Origin of the sequence: Salinibaculum rarum, assembly GCF_030505615.1 — an archaeon.
GTDB lineage: Archaea > Halobacteriota > Halobacteria > Halobacteriales > Haloarculaceae > Salinibaculum > Salinibaculum rarum.
The window spans coordinates 1,330,117-1,344,728 of the sequence record NZ_CP129992.1; the positions used below are offsets into that span (position 1 = coordinate 1,330,117).

19 protein-coding genes and 1 tRNA gene are annotated in these 14,612 nt (G+C 63.1%); 16 read left to right on the plus strand and 4 right to left on the minus strand.

All coding sequences use genetic code 11. The annotated features are described in order from the left end of the window. Position 1: 1 nt before the first annotated feature. The 7 genes from rpoA2 (at position 2) to QYL91_RS07205 (ending at position 4,954) form a co-directional block, all read left to right on the plus strand. Positions 2-1,201 carry a DNA-directed RNA polymerase subunit A'' gene (gene rpoA2, locus QYL91_RS07175; protein WP_302082694.1) on the plus strand — a complete coding sequence of 400 codons (1,200 nt, stop codon included), beginning with the start codon at positions 2-4 and terminating at the stop codon, positions 1,199-1,201. 1 nt (position 1,202) lies between these two features. After that, on the plus strand, positions 1,203-1,628 hold the full coding sequence (locus tag QYL91_RS07180) for a NusA-like transcription termination signal-binding factor (protein WP_302082695.1): 426 nt from the start codon (positions 1,203-1,205) through the stop codon (positions 1,626-1,628). A gap of 151 nt (positions 1,629-1,779) precedes the next feature. After that, positions 1,780-2,208 (plus strand): 30S ribosomal protein S12, encoded by a 429-nt coding sequence (locus tag QYL91_RS07185; RefSeq protein ID WP_302082696.1) that lies wholly within the window; start codon positions 1,780-1,782, stop codon positions 2,206-2,208. Between the two features lie 2 nt (positions 2,209-2,210). Beyond that, on the plus strand, positions 2,211-2,819 hold the full coding sequence (locus QYL91_RS07190) for a 30S ribosomal protein S7 (protein WP_302082697.1): 609 nt from the start codon (positions 2,211-2,213) through the stop codon (positions 2,817-2,819). A gap of 128 nt (positions 2,820-2,947) precedes the next feature. Continuing rightward, complete coding sequence (locus QYL91_RS07195) at positions 2,948-3,529, plus strand: biotin transporter BioY (RefSeq protein WP_302082698.1); 582 nt, start codon at positions 2,948-2,950, stop codon at positions 3,527-3,529. Positions 3,530-3,551: 22 nt separating this feature from the next. After that, a complete protein-coding gene (locus tag QYL91_RS07200) occupies positions 3,552-4,256 on the plus strand; it encodes an energy-coupling factor ABC transporter ATP-binding protein (RefSeq protein WP_302082699.1) in 705 nt (234 codons plus the stop codon). Continuing rightward, positions 4,250-4,954: an energy-coupling factor transporter transmembrane component T family protein gene (locus QYL91_RS07205; RefSeq protein ID WP_302082700.1), complete on the plus strand. Its 705-nt coding sequence runs from the start codon at positions 4,250-4,252 to the stop codon at positions 4,952-4,954. Before QYL91_RS07200 ends, QYL91_RS07205 begins: the two co-directional genes overlap by 7 nt. On the opposite strand, the gene QYL91_RS07210 is transcribed toward QYL91_RS07205, so the two are convergent. Both QYL91_RS07210 and QYL91_RS07215 read right to left on the minus strand, forming a co-directional pair. Then, positions 4,951-5,700, minus strand: coding sequence for a DUF5781 family protein (locus tag QYL91_RS07210; protein ID WP_302082701.1), 750 nt, complete (start codon positions 5,698-5,700; stop codon positions 4,951-4,953). The two genes, QYL91_RS07205 and QYL91_RS07210, sit on opposite strands and share 4 nt — an antisense overlap. 67 nt (positions 5,701-5,767) lie before the next feature. Beyond that, on the minus strand, positions 5,768-5,944 hold the full coding sequence (locus QYL91_RS07215; RefSeq protein WP_302082702.1) for a hypothetical protein: 177 nt from the start codon (positions 5,942-5,944) through the stop codon (positions 5,768-5,770). A 206-nt stretch (positions 5,945-6,150) separates the two neighbouring features. Between QYL91_RS07215 and QYL91_RS07220 the strand changes: the two genes are divergently transcribed. From QYL91_RS07220 to QYL91_RS07255, 8 genes are all read left to right on the plus strand, one after another. Further along, the gene (locus QYL91_RS07220) at positions 6,151-8,340 is read left to right on the plus strand and encodes an elongation factor EF-2 (protein ID WP_302082703.1); all 2,190 of its coding nucleotides are present in this window, start codon (positions 6,151-6,153) and stop codon (positions 8,338-8,340) included. Between the two features lie 322 nt (positions 8,341-8,662). Beyond that, positions 8,663-8,938, plus strand: coding sequence for a hypothetical protein (locus QYL91_RS07225; RefSeq protein ID WP_302082704.1), 276 nt, complete (start codon positions 8,663-8,665; stop codon positions 8,936-8,938). Between the two features lie 57 nt (positions 8,939-8,995). Then, entirely contained in the window at positions 8,996-9,214 is a 219-nt protein-coding gene (locus QYL91_RS07230) for a hypothetical protein (protein WP_302082705.1), read from the plus strand. Positions 9,215-9,315: 101 nt separating this feature from the next. Beyond that, positions 9,316-9,849 (plus strand): amino acid-binding protein, encoded by a 534-nt coding sequence (locus tag QYL91_RS07235; protein ID WP_302082706.1) that lies wholly within the window; start codon positions 9,316-9,318, stop codon positions 9,847-9,849. Next, the gene (locus QYL91_RS07240) at positions 9,846-10,796 is read left to right on the plus strand and encodes a homoserine dehydrogenase (protein WP_302082707.1); all 951 of its coding nucleotides are present in this window, start codon (positions 9,846-9,848) and stop codon (positions 10,794-10,796) included. Before QYL91_RS07235 ends, QYL91_RS07240 begins: the two co-directional genes overlap by 4 nt. 131 nt (positions 10,797-10,927) lie before the next feature. After that, entirely contained in the window at positions 10,928-12,196 is a 1,269-nt protein-coding gene (gene tuf, locus QYL91_RS07245; protein WP_302082708.1) for a translation elongation factor EF-1 subunit alpha, read from the plus strand. A 3-nt stretch (positions 12,197-12,199) separates the two neighbouring features. Continuing rightward, positions 12,200-12,508 (plus strand): 30S ribosomal protein S10, encoded by a 309-nt coding sequence (gene rpsJ / locus QYL91_RS07250; RefSeq protein ID WP_302082709.1) that lies wholly within the window; start codon positions 12,200-12,202, stop codon positions 12,506-12,508. 60 nt (positions 12,509-12,568) lie between these two features. After that, positions 12,569-12,640 (plus strand) — tRNA-Ala (locus QYL91_RS07255). A gap of 268 nt (positions 12,641-12,908) precedes the next feature. Here the strand turns inward: QYL91_RS07255 and QYL91_RS07260 are convergent. Then, positions 12,909-13,064, minus strand: a complete 156-nt coding sequence (locus QYL91_RS07260) for a DUF8143 family protein (protein ID WP_302082710.1) — start codon at positions 13,062-13,064, stop codon at positions 12,909-12,911. Continuing rightward, entirely contained in the window at positions 13,064-13,276 is a 213-nt protein-coding gene (locus QYL91_RS07265; RefSeq protein ID WP_302082711.1) for a zinc ribbon domain-containing protein, read from the minus strand. The genes QYL91_RS07260 and QYL91_RS07265 overlap by 1 nt, the downstream gene beginning before the upstream one ends. 242 nt (positions 13,277-13,518) lie before the next feature. Between QYL91_RS07265 and QYL91_RS07270 the strand changes: the two genes are divergently transcribed. Beyond that, positions 13,519-14,586, plus strand: a complete 1,068-nt coding sequence (locus QYL91_RS07270; protein ID WP_302082712.1) for a hypothetical protein — start codon at positions 13,519-13,521, stop codon at positions 14,584-14,586. Positions 14,587-14,612: the final 26 nt, after the last annotated feature.

Below are 14,612 nucleotides of genomic sequence, written 5' to 3' on the forward strand. Positions count from 1 at the left end.
CATGACAGACTACGACGTATCCACCGACATCGAAGTCCTCGTGGAAGATACGGACCTTCCGCGACGACTCAAAGACGAGGTGTACAGCACACTCGAAGACCGCGACGCGACCCTCGAAGAGGTCGAGGACATCGTCCAGGGCGTCGAGGCCGAGTATCTCGACACCCGTGTCGACCCGCTGGACCCGGTCGGGACCGTCTCGGCTCAGTCTATCGGCGAACCCGGAACGCAGATGACGATGAACACGTTCCACTACGCCGGTGTCGCAGAAATCGACGTGACACAGGGGCTGCCCCGACTCATCGAACTCGTCGACGCCCGGAAGGAACCGGACACGCCGATGATGACGGTACATCTCGAAGACGAGTTCGCCGAGAACCGCGAGCGCGCACACGAAGTCGTCTGGAACATCGAGGCGACGAAGATTCTCCAGCTCGGTGACGTCTCGACGAACGTCGCGGACATGCAGGTCCGTGTCTCGCTCAACGAGGACACCCTCCTGGAGCGGTGGCCGACCGTCGACGACCCCATCGAAATCGCCGAGGAGATCGCCGATACCATCGAGTCGAAACTCGGCGTCGAGACCCGACGGCAGGAACTGATTATCGCGTTCGGCCCCGAGGAGCCGTCCTACCGTGACCTCCTTCAACTGGTCGAGGACCTCTCGGACATCGTCTTCAAAGGTATCGAAGACATCTCCCGTGTCGTCATCCGGAAAGAGGAGACCGACGAGGGCGAGGAGTTCGTCCTCTACACGGAGGGCTCTGACTTCGGGACCGTGCTGGGCATCGAAGGCGTCGACGCCTCACGGACTAGCTGTAACAACATCCACGAGATTTACCGAAACCTCGGCGTCGAGGCGGCCCGCGAGGCCATCATCGAGGAGACGATGAATACGCTCGAAGAGCAGGGGCTCGACGACGTGAACATCCGTCACCTGATGCTGGTCGCGGACATCATGACCAACGAGGGGACAATCGAGTCCATCGGCCGCCACGGCATCTCGGGGTCGAAAGACTCCGTGCTCGCACGGGCAGCCTTCGAAGTGACGGTCAACCACCTCCTCGATGCGGCCATCCACGGCGAAGTCGACGCACTCGACGGCGTCACGGAGAACGTCATCGTCGGCAAGCCGATCAAACTCGGCACCGGTGACGTGAACCTCCGGATGAGTGCTCGCAGCTCCGAAAGCGCCGACTGAGATGACGGTTCGGCTCTCGGACGAGGCGTTGCAGTTGGTCTCTCTGTTCGAGGAGACGACCGACGCGACTGTCCGGGACTGTGTCATCGACGAGGAGTTCGACCGCATCATCTTCCTCGTCAAGCCCGGCGAGATGGGCCAGGCAATCGGGTCCGGCGGCGAGTACGTCGCTGCCGTCGAAGCGGAAATCGGCAAGCCAATCAAACTCGTCGAGGACGCAGACACTGCCGCGGATTTCGTCGCCAACGCCCTGGCGCCGGCGGCCGTCTACAACGTCACCATCAGCGAGAACGACGACCGTATGGCCTACGTCGAGGTGGCACAGGAGGACCGCGGCGTCGCAATCGGCGCCGACGGCCGGAACATCGAGGCCGCACGGACTCTCGCACAGCGCCACTACGACATCGACGGTATCGAGTTGACCTGATAGAGCCCCGAGTGGCGCCGCCCGACGACGGCATCGTTTTCGGTCGATTCTCCGAGAGGGCGGTTCGTGTGTCTGTGGGTGTGTCACCCGTTCCCTCCTGGGATTACAAAAGAGGAGTCTTAAGTACCTTCGTCGGGTATCCGCGTGTACTATGGCGAACGGCAAATACGCCGCGCGGAAGCTCAAGAAGGACCGCCAGTCTCACCGGTGGTCCGACTCCCAGTACGCGCGCCGCGAGCGGGGGCTTCGCGAGAAGTCGGACCCACTCGAGGGCGCGCCCCAGGGGCGTGGCATCGTTCTGGAGAAGGTCGGTATCGAAGCGAAACAGCCCAACTCGGCGATTCGGAAATGCGTCCGGGTCCAGCTCATCAAGAACGGCAAACAGGTGACCGCGTTCTGTCCCGGTGACGGCGCTATCTCCTTTATCGACGAACACGACGAAGTCACTATCGCCGGTATCGGTGGGGCGAAGGGTCGTGCGATGGGTGACCTTTCGGGTGTCAACTACAAGGTCGAGAAGGTCAACGGTGTCTCGATGATCGAACTCGTTCGAGGCAACGCGGAGAAACCGGTTCGATAATCATGAGTGCAGACCAACCAGAGCCGGACGCACCCGGCAACGAGGGCGAGGACGCCAACGCACAGCTTTTCGGTACGTGGTCGGTCGACGACATCGAGTTTCGCGACCCCTCCACGGAGCGGTACATCACTGTCACGCCCATCGCACACACGATGGGACGCCACGCCGACAAGCAGTTCAAGAAGTCGGAAATCAGCATCGTCGAGCGGCTCATCAACCGACTGATGCAGACCGACGAGAACACTGGTAAAAAGCAGATGGCGACCCAGATTACCCGGGACGCCTTCGAGCAGATTCACAACCAGACCGACGAGAACCCGATTCAGATTCTCGTCCGCGCTGTCGAGAACAGCGCACCGCGTGAGGAGACCGTCCGCCTGAAGTACGGTGGTATCTCCGTCCCGAAGGCAGTCGACGTCTCCCCGCAGCGCCGTGTCGACCAGGCGCTGAAGTTCCTCGGTGAGGGTGTCCTGAACGACTCGTTCAAGACCGAAGCCGACGCCTCCGAGGCGCTCGCCCGCCAGCTCATCGGCGCAGCCAACAACGACGTTGGTGCCTACGCCGTCAACCAGAAAGAGGAGAAAGAGCGCGTCGCGGCCGCCGCGCGGTAACGTCTCTGTTCGGTTTTCGCTGCTTTTCTCGCCGACGACTGGAGAGCACCTGCTCTAACGACGCTATTTCGACAGCTGTCGGTCCGTAAACCAACACAGTCTTTGCGGTTGACGAGACAGCCACTGGTATGTCACAGGAGCATGAATCAGTCGAACTCGTTCCGGACGCGACGGTCTCACACGTCGCACTTGCGGTGTTGCTGGCCGCGCTGACGGCCGTACTGGCACAGGTTTCTATCCCGCTGGGAAGTGTTCCCTTCTCCTTCCAGCCGTTCCCGGTCTTTTTCGCTGGGCTCTTGCTGGGGCCGCTCTGGGGTGGCTTTGCGGTCCTGCTGTACATCGTCGTCGGCCTCGCCGGCGCGCCGGTGTTCTCGTCGGGCGGTGCGGGCGTGGGATACTTCCTCGGCCCGACTGGCGGATTCCTCGTGGGATTTCTGCTGGCGGCGGTGCTCATCGGCGCGCTGGTCCACCGCTCGGTCGACCCCAAATCGTTCTCCGAGATATCGTCCGTCATCGCAGGCGCGGCGCTGGTGCTCTCGCTGGTTCCCATCTACGGCGTCGGCGTGCCGTGGTTGGCGGACGTAAACGGTATCTCGGTGATGGCCGCAGCCAGCGCGATGTCACTGTTTGCGGTCGGTGACGTGCTGAAGGTCCTGTTGACCGTCGGCATCGTCGCCGGCGGCAACGAGACGCTGGCCCAACTGCAGTGAGTCGACTGCGAACCCGGCATCGATGATAGAGACGCGGAATCTGGTCCACCGATACGATGGCGAGGCGGCCGTCGACGGCATCTCGCTGACGATAGCCGACGGCGAGTGGGTCGTCCTCTCGGGCGCAAACGGCAGCGGGAAGACGACGCTGGGGCGTCACTTCAACGCCTTGCTCGAACCCGACGAGGGGGAGGTGCTGGTCGACGGCGAGCCCGCGGCGGCGAATCCGGTCGCCACGCGGACGGCCGTCGGGATGGTGTTCCAGACGCCACGCGACCAGTTTGTCGCCGCGACCGTCGGCGCCGACGTGGCCTTTGGCCCCGAGAATCTCGGGCTGGACCGGGACGAAATCGACCGCCGAGTCACCGAGTCCCTTGCGGCGGTCAACATGGCTGGTCGGGAAGACGACCGACTGGATTCGCTGTCGGGCGGCGAGCAGGCACGCGTCGCCATCGCTGGCGCACTGGCGATGGAACCGACACATCTCGTCCTCGATGAACCCTTCGCTGGGCTCGACTGGCCGGCGCGGCAGTCGGTCCTCGACCATCTCGCGGACCTTCACGCCGACGGGACCGGAATCGTCCTCGTCACACACGACGTTCGGGACGTCCTCTCCCGGGCGGACCGCGTCGTCGGGCTCCGTGACGGGTCCGTTGTCGTCGACGCCGACCCCGAATCGGCCCGCGAACGGCTCGCAGACATCGACGTTCGCGTCCCGGAATGTTGACCTACACGCCGGGCGAGACGCTCGTCCATCGGCTCGACCCGCGGGCGAAGATTGCCTTCCAGATTGGCTTTGCAATCGCTGCTCTCGCCGCGTCGTCGGCCCTGCAACTGCTGGCAGTGTTTGCGGTTGCTGTGGGGTGTCTGTCTGCCGCGCGACTCTCCCCGGTGCGAGCGCTGCGTGCCTACCGACTCGTGGTGGTGTTTCTGGCACTGGGGCCGATACTCGGCGGTCTCACGGTCGGCGCGCCCTGGTTTCGTGTCGACGGCGCGGTCACCGCACTCTGGAGTGTCGCTCGTATCGTGCCGGTGTTGCTGGTCAGTGCGGCGTTCGTTCACGCGACGCCGGTCAGGGACACGCGAGCGGCCATCCAGCACACCGTTCCGGGGCGGTTCGGCCAGTTGCTCGGCGTCGGCGTTGCCCTGACCTTTCGGTTCGTTCCGGTGGTCCGCGCAGACGTGGGCCACATCCGGGAGGCGATTGCCGCCCGCGGTGGACAGCGGCGGTCGTGGCGCGACCGGGCGACGCGTCTCGCGACGCTGTCGCTGGTTCGAGCCGTCGGACGGGCAGACAGTCTCTCCGTCGCGCTCCGTGCACGGTGTTTCGCGTACAATCCGACGCTTCCGGCACTGCAGTTTTCGCGGGCCGACGCTCTCGTGGTCGGGGCGGCACTCGCGCTTGCCGCGTCGGCGCTGCTCTAGTCGGCCGCCGGCCCTTCGCCGCCCGCGTAGGCGCGCGTGACATCAACGAGGGCTTTCCGATACTCGCTCTCGTCGGGGTCGGCCGCGAGCGTTCGGAACTGATGTTTGAACTGTGAGAGGCGAACCTCGGGGGCGTCGACGGCGGCCGCGTGCGCGAGGTCGTAGAGCCGGTGGTCGTCGCCGACGAGGTTGTGGCGCTCGACGAGTGCGAGCGCGAACGCGGCGTTGACTGCGGTTATCTCGGGGTCTGCAGCGGGTGTCATGCGCTGCCACGTTCCCGGGTCCACTGGTCGGTCGGCGACAGCAGCGGCGAGACTCGCCTCCAGAAAGTCGACCAGTTTGTCCGCCGGAGCCAACTCGAGCCACACGTCGTCGGCGTAGATGTCCTTCATGTGATTTGCAATCTGATAGCAGTGGGAGAGCTTCCGCTGTTCGACGCTGCGGCCAGCGAGCGCGAGGTAGATTGCCTCCTTTGTCGACTGGGTGTGTGAGGGGTGGCTCCGCTCGTGGTGGTGCATGTGAGCGAACTCGTGGAGCGCGAGTTCGCGGGCCATCGCGGACGTCGCTGCCTGCTGGGAAATCGTCAGGCGATGGCCGTCGTCGGTGTGACTGACACGTGTCCGTTCGTCGGGGTCCGTACGGATTTCGACTTCGACGGGACGGTTCAGGTCGTACTCGGTTGCAAAGATGTCGCGGGCGCTGAGAAACGGGGCTGCTGGCCCGCCGGTCTGTACGCGCACATCCATGTGTGTAGTTCACATGGGCTGCAGCGCAATTACTCTGACGCCGATTTACAGCGAGGTCGCCCGCTCTTTACCGGGGTTCGAAGCCGATGACCAGGCCACAGCCGCGACACTGGTGGACGTCGACGGTCTCCGCGCTCATCTCGAAACTCTCGATGTTGACCTGTGGAACCTCCGTGACGGTCTGAATCTCGTCGTGGCTGAGCTGCTCGTCACAGTCCTCACAGAAAAACGGGTCTTCGTCCATACTGGTCCTTCGCAAACGGCGAGTAAAACGGTGTCGCCGTCACGGCAGCATCACGCTGTTCTGGACCGTGTACGGTCCGGTCGCTTCTTTACTGGGTGCGGTATCTGAGCTCGTCTGGGTGTACAGACGGGAAGTATGGGCCGGCGACACAGTCCGGTCGGGAAACAGCATGCTTTTGACCCTCCTGCCGGTAGGCAGGTGTAATAATGGGCCGACGAAAGAAAATCGTAGAGGAATGTGAGACACTGATGGACAACCCGGAGCACATCCGGAACATTGCCATCGCTGCTCACGTCGACCACGGGAAGACGACACTGACAGACAACCTGCTCGCTGGGGCAGGGATGATTTCGGACGACACCGCCGGCGAACAGCTGGCGATGGACACCGAAGAAGACGAGCAAGAGCGTGGGATTACCATCGACGCGGCAAACGTCTCGATGACCCACGAGTACGAGGACACGAACCACCTCATCAACCTCATCGACACGCCGGGCCACGTCGACTTCGGTGGCGACGTGACCCGTGCGATGCGTGCCGTCGACGGTGCGCTCGTGGTTGTCGACGCCGTCGAGGGCGCGATGCCACAGACCGAAACCGTCCTCCGGCAGGCACTCCGCGAGGGTGTCAAGCCGACCCTCTTTATCAACAAGGTCGACCGCCTTATCTCCGAACTGCAGGAAGGTCCCGAGGAGATGCAGGAGCGTCTCGTCTCCGTCATCCGCGACGTCAACGACCTCATCCGCGGGATGACCGAGGAGATGGACGACATCAACGAAGACTGGACGGTCTCCGTCGAGGACGGCACCGTCGGCTTTGGCTCTGCTCTCTACAAGTGGGGTGTCTCCATGCCGTCGATGCAGCGCACCGGGATGGACTTTGCAGATATCATGGAACTCGAGCGCAACGACAACCGCCAGGAGCTCCACGAGCGCACGCCCCTGTCGAACGTCGTGCTCGACATGGTCTGTGAGCACTTCCCGAACCCCATCGACGCCCAGCCCCGTCGTATCCCGCGCATCTGGCGTGGTGACTCCGAATCCGAGATTGCCGACACGATGCGGATGGTCAACGAGGACGGCGAAGTCGTCCTGATGGTCACCGACATCGGTATCGACCCCCACGCCGGCGAGATTGCTGCCGGTCGTGTCTTCTCCGGAACCCTCGAGAAGGGCCAGGAACTGTACGTCTCCGGGACTGCGGGCAAGAACCGCATCCAGAGCGTCGGTATCTACATGGGTGGCGAGCGCGAGGAAGTCGACCGCGTTCCCGCCGGGAACATCGCTGCAGTCACCGGCCTCAACGACGCCATCGCCGGTTCGACGGTCTCCAGCGTCGAGATGACGCCCTTCGAGTCCATCGAGCACATCTCGGAGCCGGTCATCACGAAATCCGTCGAGGCAAAGAACATGGACGACCTGCCAAAGCTCATCGAGACGCTCCAGCAGGTCGCCAAGGAAGACCCGACCATCCAGATCGAGATCAACGAGGACACCGGCGAGCACCTCATCTCCGGGCAGGGTGAGCTTCACCTCGAAGTCATCACCCAGCGTATCGAGCGCAACCAGGGCATCCCGGTGACGACCGGTGAGCCGATCGTCGTCTTCCGCGAGGCCCCACAGGAGTCCAGCCGCGAAGTCGAGGGTATCTCGCCGAACCGTCACAACCGCTTCTACATCACCGTCGAGCCCCTCGACGAGGAGCTCATCGACACGCTGAAGAAAGGCGAGGCGACGATGGACATGCCGGAGCTCGAACGCCGTGAGGCCCTGCAAGATGCCGGCCTCGACAAGGACACCTCCCAGGAAGTCGAGCACATCTTCGGCTCGAACATCATCGTCGACGACACGAAGGGTATCCAGCACCTCAACGAGACGATGGAACTGGTCCTCGAAGGGTTCGAGGAAGCGCTCTCGGACGGCCCGCTCGCCGCAGAGCCGGTCACCGGGTCGCTCATCCGCCTGCACGACGCCCGGCTCCACGAGGACGCCATCCACCGCGGTCCGGCACAGGTCATCCCCGCAGTCCGTGAGTCGCTGCACAACGCGCTCATCGACGCGGAGATTCGCCTGCTCGAACCGATTCAGGAAGTCCGCATCGACGTGCCCAACGAGCACATGGGCGCCGCATCCGGCGAAATCCAGGGCCGTCGTGGCCGCGTCGACGACATGTACCAGGAAGGCGACCTGATGGTCGTCGAGGGCGTCGCGCCCGTCGACGAGATGATTGGCTTCTCCAGTGACATCCGCTCGGCCACCGAGGGTCGTGCCTCCTGGAACACCGAAAACTCCGGCTTCCAGGTCATGGCCGACAACCTCCAGCGCGAGACCATCATGGACATTCGCGAGCGGAAGGGCATGAAGCTCGAACTGCCGGAAGTCATCGACTACATCTGAAGACTACTTTTTTCGGCAGCGGGTGTCGCACCGCGCCTTCGGCGCGGGCGCACCGCTTGCCGAAAAAAACATAGTGAAAAAAGGCTGCTCGCGCTCGGTCGAGCGCTCACGGGCGCTCCACGCCCGTTCGCATTTCCGAGGCGCTCACGTTGTTCGCGCCTCGCACCGCTCGCAGGTGCTATCGTAGTCATCTACCGCACCGCAACCGCACAGCAACGGCAGCCCTGCCCTTCCCCGAGTCGGCCGATTAAACGGCCTCTCGGCCCAACTGCACACACTCCCCGACCGAAACGTACAGAACCATCCCACCAGATGCCCGAGTATGCCGACTGTCGACGAACTCCGCAACGAGATTCGCGAGGCTGTGGACCGCCACGAGCGCATCGAGTCGACGGCCTTTACCAAGGAAGCACTCGCCGCCATCTGTGCGGCAGTCGAGTACGACATCGACACGAACCGCCTCCCCTCGAAATCCCAGATGCGGGCCGGCATCCTCTGGAAGCTCGGCGAGATAGGCGCAGACGACGCCGAACTGGCCGACACTCCCTTCCGGAAAGCCCAGTTGCAGACTATCGTCGCGGAACTCCGCGACGAGTAACCGGGCCCAGTCCGCAAGAATCCGTTCGCTTACCTGCCGCCGCGTCCAACCACCGGCATGTCCCTCAAATTCCAGATTGCCGACATCCTCGTCGGGGGTCTGCTGGCCGGCATCGGCACGTTCGTCCTCGGTGAGGTGGTCGCACCGTATCTTGCGATTGCGCTTGGGACGTTCTTCGCGGCGATGTTCTACTTTTCGCGCAACCCCTGGGGAAGCCCGAACGGCGACGAGTACAACGACGCGATCGACGATTTTTACGACCGGTATCTCCCGTAGTTGCTCGTCACTTCGCATCGCAAACGGCGGGATTCTTATAGCCGGCCCCCCGAGAGGCTGGCAATGAGCCTCCGTACTCGATTCGGCAGAGGTGGTAGCCGATGAGCGACTCGACGGGGGAGGTCCGGGCGTACACCGTCCGGCTAGAGCTGGTCGACCGCCCCGGGGAACTGCTCCGGGCGCTCGACCCCATCGCCAGCAACGGCGGGAACCTCCTCTCGATTTTCCACGAACGGGGGAACGTCACACCGCGTGGCCACATCCCCGTCGAAGTCGACCTGGAGGCGACACCGGAGCGGTTCGACGACATCGTCGACGCGCTCCGTGACGAGGGCATGAACGTCATCCAGGCCGGTGCCGAGCGCTACGGGGCGGAACTGACAATCGTCCTCATCGGCCATCTCGTCGATACGGACCTGTCGGACACTCTGGACCGCGTCGAAGAGTCCTCGGGTGCATCCGTCCGGGACCTCTCGCTGTCGGCTCCCGAAAGCAGCGAGGGCGAGTCGAGCGCCCGCGTCCGACTGGCCGCCCAGCGTGGCGAGACCGACGCCGCACTCGACATCGTCCGCGAGGTCGCCGAGGAGAAGGGACTGCAGGTTATCGAGCCGCTGACGGCGGGTGATGCGCCGTGAGACTCGCCGTGATGGGTGCCGGCGCAGTCGGCACCTCGGTCGTCGAGCTTACAGGCGAGTATGGTCACACGGTCACCGCATTCGCAGATTCCAGCAGCGCCGTCGTCGATGCAGAGGGCATCGACGCGGCGGCGGCCGTCGAACGCAAAGAGAACGAGGGCATCGTCGGCGATGCAGACCCGGAGGATGCACTTGCGGCGGAGTACGACGTGCTCGTCGAGGCGACGCCGACGACGCTCGGTGACGCTCAACCGGGCTTTGGCCACGTCGAACGCGCTCTCGAACGGGACCGTCACGTCGTGCTGGCGAACAAGGGACCGGTCGCGGAACGGTACGGCGACGTGCGCGCGCTCGAACGCGAGAGCGAGGGCACGGTCCTGTTCGAAGCGACGGTCGGTGGCGCGATGCCGGTCTGTTCGACTATCGACGACTTCGGGCCGGACCACATCACGGCCGCACGCGGCGTCCTCAACGGGACGGCGAATTTCATCCTCTCGCGGATGGCCGCGGAGGGACTCGGCTACGAACACGTCCTCGCGGAAGCCCAGGACCTCGGCGTCGCCGAGGCCGACCCCACCTTCGACGTGGAGGGGACCGACGCGGCACTGAAGTTCGTCATCATCGCGAACGTCCTCGCGGGCGACGAGCGGGAGTACACACTCGAGGATGCCACCGTCGAGGGAATCAAGGACGTGCCCGCGAGCGCGCTGGACCTTGCCCACGAAGACGGCCGCACCATCCGACTCATCGGCGAGGTCAGCGACGGTGAGGTCCGCGTCGGACCGCGTCTCGTGCCAGAGCACGGCGCGCTCGCGGTGACGGGGACCCGGAACATCGTCCAGATAGAGACGACCCACGCCGGCCGACTGAACGTCTCCGGACGCGGCGCGGGCGGGCCCGAAACCGCGACGGCGATACTGGCCGACGTCGACCGCCTCGCGGACTGACCGACAGCACTGTCGTGTGACGCAGTAGCAAATCACGGGACAGCGGCCGCCTCGCGGGCGCGGACTTTCGAAATGGTTTTATGAACCACCGCGTAAAGACTGCCACATAGCGCCTCTGCGCGTGAGATAACATGAGTGAGGACAAACCGCACCAGAACTTGGCCGTCATCGGCCACGTCGACCACGGGAAGAGTACGCTCGTCGGACGACTTCTGTACGAGACAGGTAACGTACCGGAGCACGTCATCGAGCAGCACAAAGAAGAAGCAGAAGAGAAGGGCAAGGGCGGCTTCGAGTTCGCCTACGTGATGGACAACCTCGCCGAAGAGCGAGAGCGTGGTGTCACCATCGACATCGCCCACCAGGAGTTCGACACCGACGAGTACTACTTCACTATCGTCGACTGTCCGGGCCACCGCGACTTCGTCAAGAACATGATTACCGGCGCGAGCCAGGCCGACAACGCCGTGCTCGTCGTCGCAGCTGACGACGGTGTCCAGCCACAGACCCAGGAACACGTCTTCCTGGCCCGTACGCTGGGCATCGACGAGATGATCATCGCGGTCAACAAGATGGACCTCGTCGACTACGAGGAAGGTCGCTACGAGGAGACCAAAAACGAAGTCGGCGACCTGCTCAACCAGGTCCGCTTCGACACCGACTCCGTCAAGTACATCCCGGTTTCCGCGTTCGAAGGCGACAACGTCGCCGAAGAGAGCGAGAACACCGGCTGGTACGACGGCGAAATCCTGCTCGAGGCACTCAACAACCTGCCCGAGGCAGAGCCGCCGACGGACGCACCGCTGCGCCTCCCGATTCAGGACGTCTACACGATTTCGGGTATCGGGACCGTCCCGGTCGGACGTGTCGAGACGGGTATCCTGAACACCGGCGACAACGTCAGCTTCCAGCCGTCGGACGTCGGTGGCGAGGTCAAGACCATCGAGATGCACCACGAAGAGGTGCCCGAGGCCCAGCCCGGTGACAACGTCGGATTCAACGTCCGTGGCATCGGCAAGGACGACATCCGCCGCGGTGACGTCTGTGGCCCGGCCGACGACCCGCCGAGCGTCGCCGAGACGTTCCAGGCACAGGTCGTCGTCATGCAGCACCCGAGTGTCATCACGGCTGGCTACACGCCGGTCTTCCACGCACACACCGCACAGGTTGCGTGTACCGTCGAGTCCATCGACAAGAAGATCGACCCGTCCTCGGGCGAGGTCGCCGAGGAGAACCCGGACTTCATCCAGTCCGGCGACGCTGCGGTCGTCACCGTGCGCCCGCAGAAACCGCTCAGCCTCGAGCCGTCCAGTGAGATTCCAGAACTGGGCTCCTTCGCCATCCGCGACATGGGTCAGACCATCGCAGCTGGCAAGGTGCTCTCGGTCAACGAGCGATAACCGATGCAACAGGCACGCGTCCGGCTGGCAGGTACCAGCCCCGACGACCTGGACAACATCTGCGACGACGTGCGTGACATCGCGGACAAGACCGGTGTCAAGCTGTCGGGGCCGGTCATGCTGCCGACCAAAACGCTCGAAGTCCCAACCCGCAAGTCCCCCGACGGTGAGGGGACTGCGACGTGGGAGCACTGGGAGATGCGCGTCCACAAGCGCCTCATCGACATCGACGCCGACGAACGGGCGCTGCGCCAGCTGATGCGCATTCAGGTGCCCAACGACGTCAGCATCGAAATCGTCCTCGAAGATTAGGGCGACTCGCGTTCACGCTCGGTCATCGTACCGCGCGCAGGGGCACTCGCCCCACTTTGCGGGCTCGTAGATCAGTGGCAGATCGCTTCCTTCGCAAGGAAGAGGCCCCGGGTTCAAATCCCGGCGAGTCCACTCCTTCACTTCGTTCAGTCGTTCCCTCACCGACCTTCGCAAACCCTTCGGGTTTGCTCAGTCCCGGCGAGTCCACTCCTTCACTTCGTTCAGTCGTTCCCTCACCGACCTTCGCAAACCCTTCGGGTTTGCTCAGTCCCGGCGAGTCCGTTTTGAACCGATTGTTTCATCGAGCGTGACGAAACCCCGGCGAGTCAACCGCTAACGACTCTCGTTGTCTGCCGACCATCATCCTGCCAGCAAAGGGGTGTTCAGGATGGCGTCAGCCCTATTTTCGATCGCGCGTATCACGCCGGGCGGCCTGTTCGGCGGTGTCTCTATCCATCCGCTCGCGCTTGTCGTGTTCACCTCGAACGAGCATATACAGCACGAGTGGGCTTGCAAGGCCGACGACCAGGACGAACACGAGGACGAACGATTCCATTACCCGAGGAAGATATCCACAATATCGCTTGTCCCACTCGTCGTGTCCCGGTACAGTTCAGAGTAGCCACAGTTCAGGCATGAGACGACTTTGAACGAGTTGGTCTGGATATCGAACATTTTCGACAGGCCACCGCCGGTCGTCGAGATCTCGCCAACATCCGTCTCCGTGTGACCGCACTTCGGACAGCCGCTGTCAGTGTCGGGAACCATAGGATTGCTTGCGGTGATATCCTATTAAATATCAGGGTAGGTACAGTATGCGCTTAAGTCTGCCAGTTGAACAGACTTACTGAACGGTCGATACAATCCGCACGGAGGCGTAAATCCTGGATACACGCACTGTATCGAGCAGTTGCTCGAAGGGGGATGGGCCACCGCCCACTAGGCGTGCCAATCGCACATCCAGCAAACTCCACACAAGGCACTTTCCGGTGGGCGGGGGAGGGACAACCATGGTCCAGCGATGGCAGTCTGTTGTCCTCCTCGCAGTCGGCTTGGTGCTTCTCGGGACCGGGATTGGTGCCACACTCGTTGACCCAGCCAGTGACGATTATCAGGTCGCCATCGAGGAAGAGCGCTCTGTCTACGAGTTCGGATCTTTTTCACCCACCGAACAGGAGACGCTACTGACAGTTTTCAATCGAACACAGTGCAATGGCACGACGACAGTTCCACGGGCGCAACTCCCGCCAGCGTTCAGGAGCGTCCAGCAGGTAGTAGGTGACAAACCGGGGACTCCGAAACCGGTCACAGCAACGACGACTGGGTATGGGCTGTTGGAACAGGCTGAGTTTGTTCTCAACTACGACGGTACACTACAGAGTATCACAACGACACCACAGCCTGACACACGCAACGAGACGGTGACCATCAGGAATATATCGACGACCGTCTCTCCAGGGGTGCAATATCTGCTCGCCTCTGAAGAGCTCTCAGACAGCGCCAGAGAGGTCGTCACGACCGCACTCGCCTCTCACCAACAAGAGGTAACCGTCTCTGGGGAGGCCCCGGCCGAATTCCAACCTCCAGGGGACACCCCGGCGAGACTCGGCCACGGAGAGTATCTGGTTGTTCGCAACGAGACACTCTATCGACTGACAATTTCGGGAGGTGGTAGCTTCGGGGCAGCGTTGGCCGCGGTGTACCTCCGCGTCCTGTCGTTTGCACTCTGGTCGTTTGGCTTCGTGTTGACAGCTGTTGGAATTACTGGGCTTGCTCGCTCCGACCGCCAGCAGGCAGTCGCGCTGACCGGGCTGACTGGCCTCGCTGGCCCATACCTTGTTGGACTCTATTACGACGCGTTCTGGTTGCCGCTGGGATTTGCACTGCTCGCTGGACTGGCTGTCTATGCAGGCGCTCACGCTGGCCGAGACTGGGTCGTCGCGCTTGCTGCGGTGATTGTCTTTGTCGTCGCAGCCTTCGGGACGTTCTCTCCCAATGCAGCGTTGCTCCGGATGGGGGCGGTCCCACTCGTTGCGCTCGTCGTCTATGCAGGCGTGAGTCGACTGGGACTGGGCTGACGGTCAAGTCCAGACTTGGACCGCTC

Bases quoted from the DNA above. Each gene is read 5' to 3' on its own strand.
- QYL91_RS07185 (WP_302082696.1), top strand. From the start codon at position 1,780: ATGGCGAACGGCAAATACGCCGCGCGGAAGCTCAAGAAGGACCGCCAG.
- QYL91_RS07215 (WP_302082702.1), bottom strand. From the start codon at position 5,944: ATGGACGAAGACCCGTTTTTCTGTGAGGACTGTGACGAGCAGCTCAGC.
- QYL91_RS07205 (WP_302082700.1), top strand. From the start codon at position 4,250: ATGTTGACCTACACGCCGGGCGAGACGCTCGTCCATCGGCTCGACCCG.
- QYL91_RS07190 (WP_302082697.1), top strand. From the start codon at position 2,211: ATGAGTGCAGACCAACCAGAGCCGGACGCACCCGGCAACGAGGGCGAG.
- rpsJ (WP_302082709.1), top strand. From the start codon at position 12,200: ATGCAACAGGCACGCGTCCGGCTGGCAGGTACCAGCCCCGACGACCTG.
- QYL91_RS07230 (WP_302082705.1), top strand. From the start codon at position 8,996: ATGTCCCTCAAATTCCAGATTGCCGACATCCTCGTCGGGGGTCTGCTG.
- QYL91_RS07225 (WP_302082704.1), top strand. From the start codon at position 8,663: ATGCCGACTGTCGACGAACTCCGCAACGAGATTCGCGAGGCTGTGGAC.
- QYL91_RS07260 (WP_302082710.1), bottom strand. From the start codon at position 13,064: ATGGAATCGTTCGTCCTCGTGTTCGTCCTGGTCGTCGGCCTTGCAAGC.
- QYL91_RS07200 (WP_302082699.1), top strand. From the start codon at position 3,552: ATGATAGAGACGCGGAATCTGGTCCACCGATACGATGGCGAGGCGGCC.
- QYL91_RS07195 (WP_302082698.1), top strand. From the start codon at position 2,948: ATGTCACAGGAGCATGAATCAGTCGAACTCGTTCCGGACGCGACGGTC.
- tuf (WP_302082708.1), top strand. From the start codon at position 10,928: ATGAGTGAGGACAAACCGCACCAGAACTTGGCCGTCATCGGCCACGTC.
- QYL91_RS07265 (WP_302082711.1), bottom strand. From the start codon at position 13,276: ATGGTTCCCGACACTGACAGCGGCTGTCCGAAGTGCGGTCACACGGAG.
- QYL91_RS07210 (WP_302082701.1), bottom strand. From the start codon at position 5,700: ATGGATGTGCGCGTACAGACCGGCGGGCCAGCAGCCCCGTTTCTCAGC.
- QYL91_RS07180 (WP_302082695.1), top strand. From the start codon at position 1,203: ATGACGGTTCGGCTCTCGGACGAGGCGTTGCAGTTGGTCTCTCTGTTC.
- QYL91_RS07270 (WP_302082712.1), top strand. From the start codon at position 13,519: ATGGTCCAGCGATGGCAGTCTGTTGTCCTCCTCGCAGTCGGCTTGGTG.
- QYL91_RS07235 (WP_302082706.1), top strand. From the start codon at position 9,316: ATGAGCGACTCGACGGGGGAGGTCCGGGCGTACACCGTCCGGCTAGAG.
- rpoA2 (WP_302082694.1), top strand. From the start codon at position 2: ATGACAGACTACGACGTATCCACCGACATCGAAGTCCTCGTGGAAGAT.
- QYL91_RS07220 (WP_302082703.1), top strand. From the start codon at position 6,151: ATGGGCCGACGAAAGAAAATCGTAGAGGAATGTGAGACACTGATGGAC.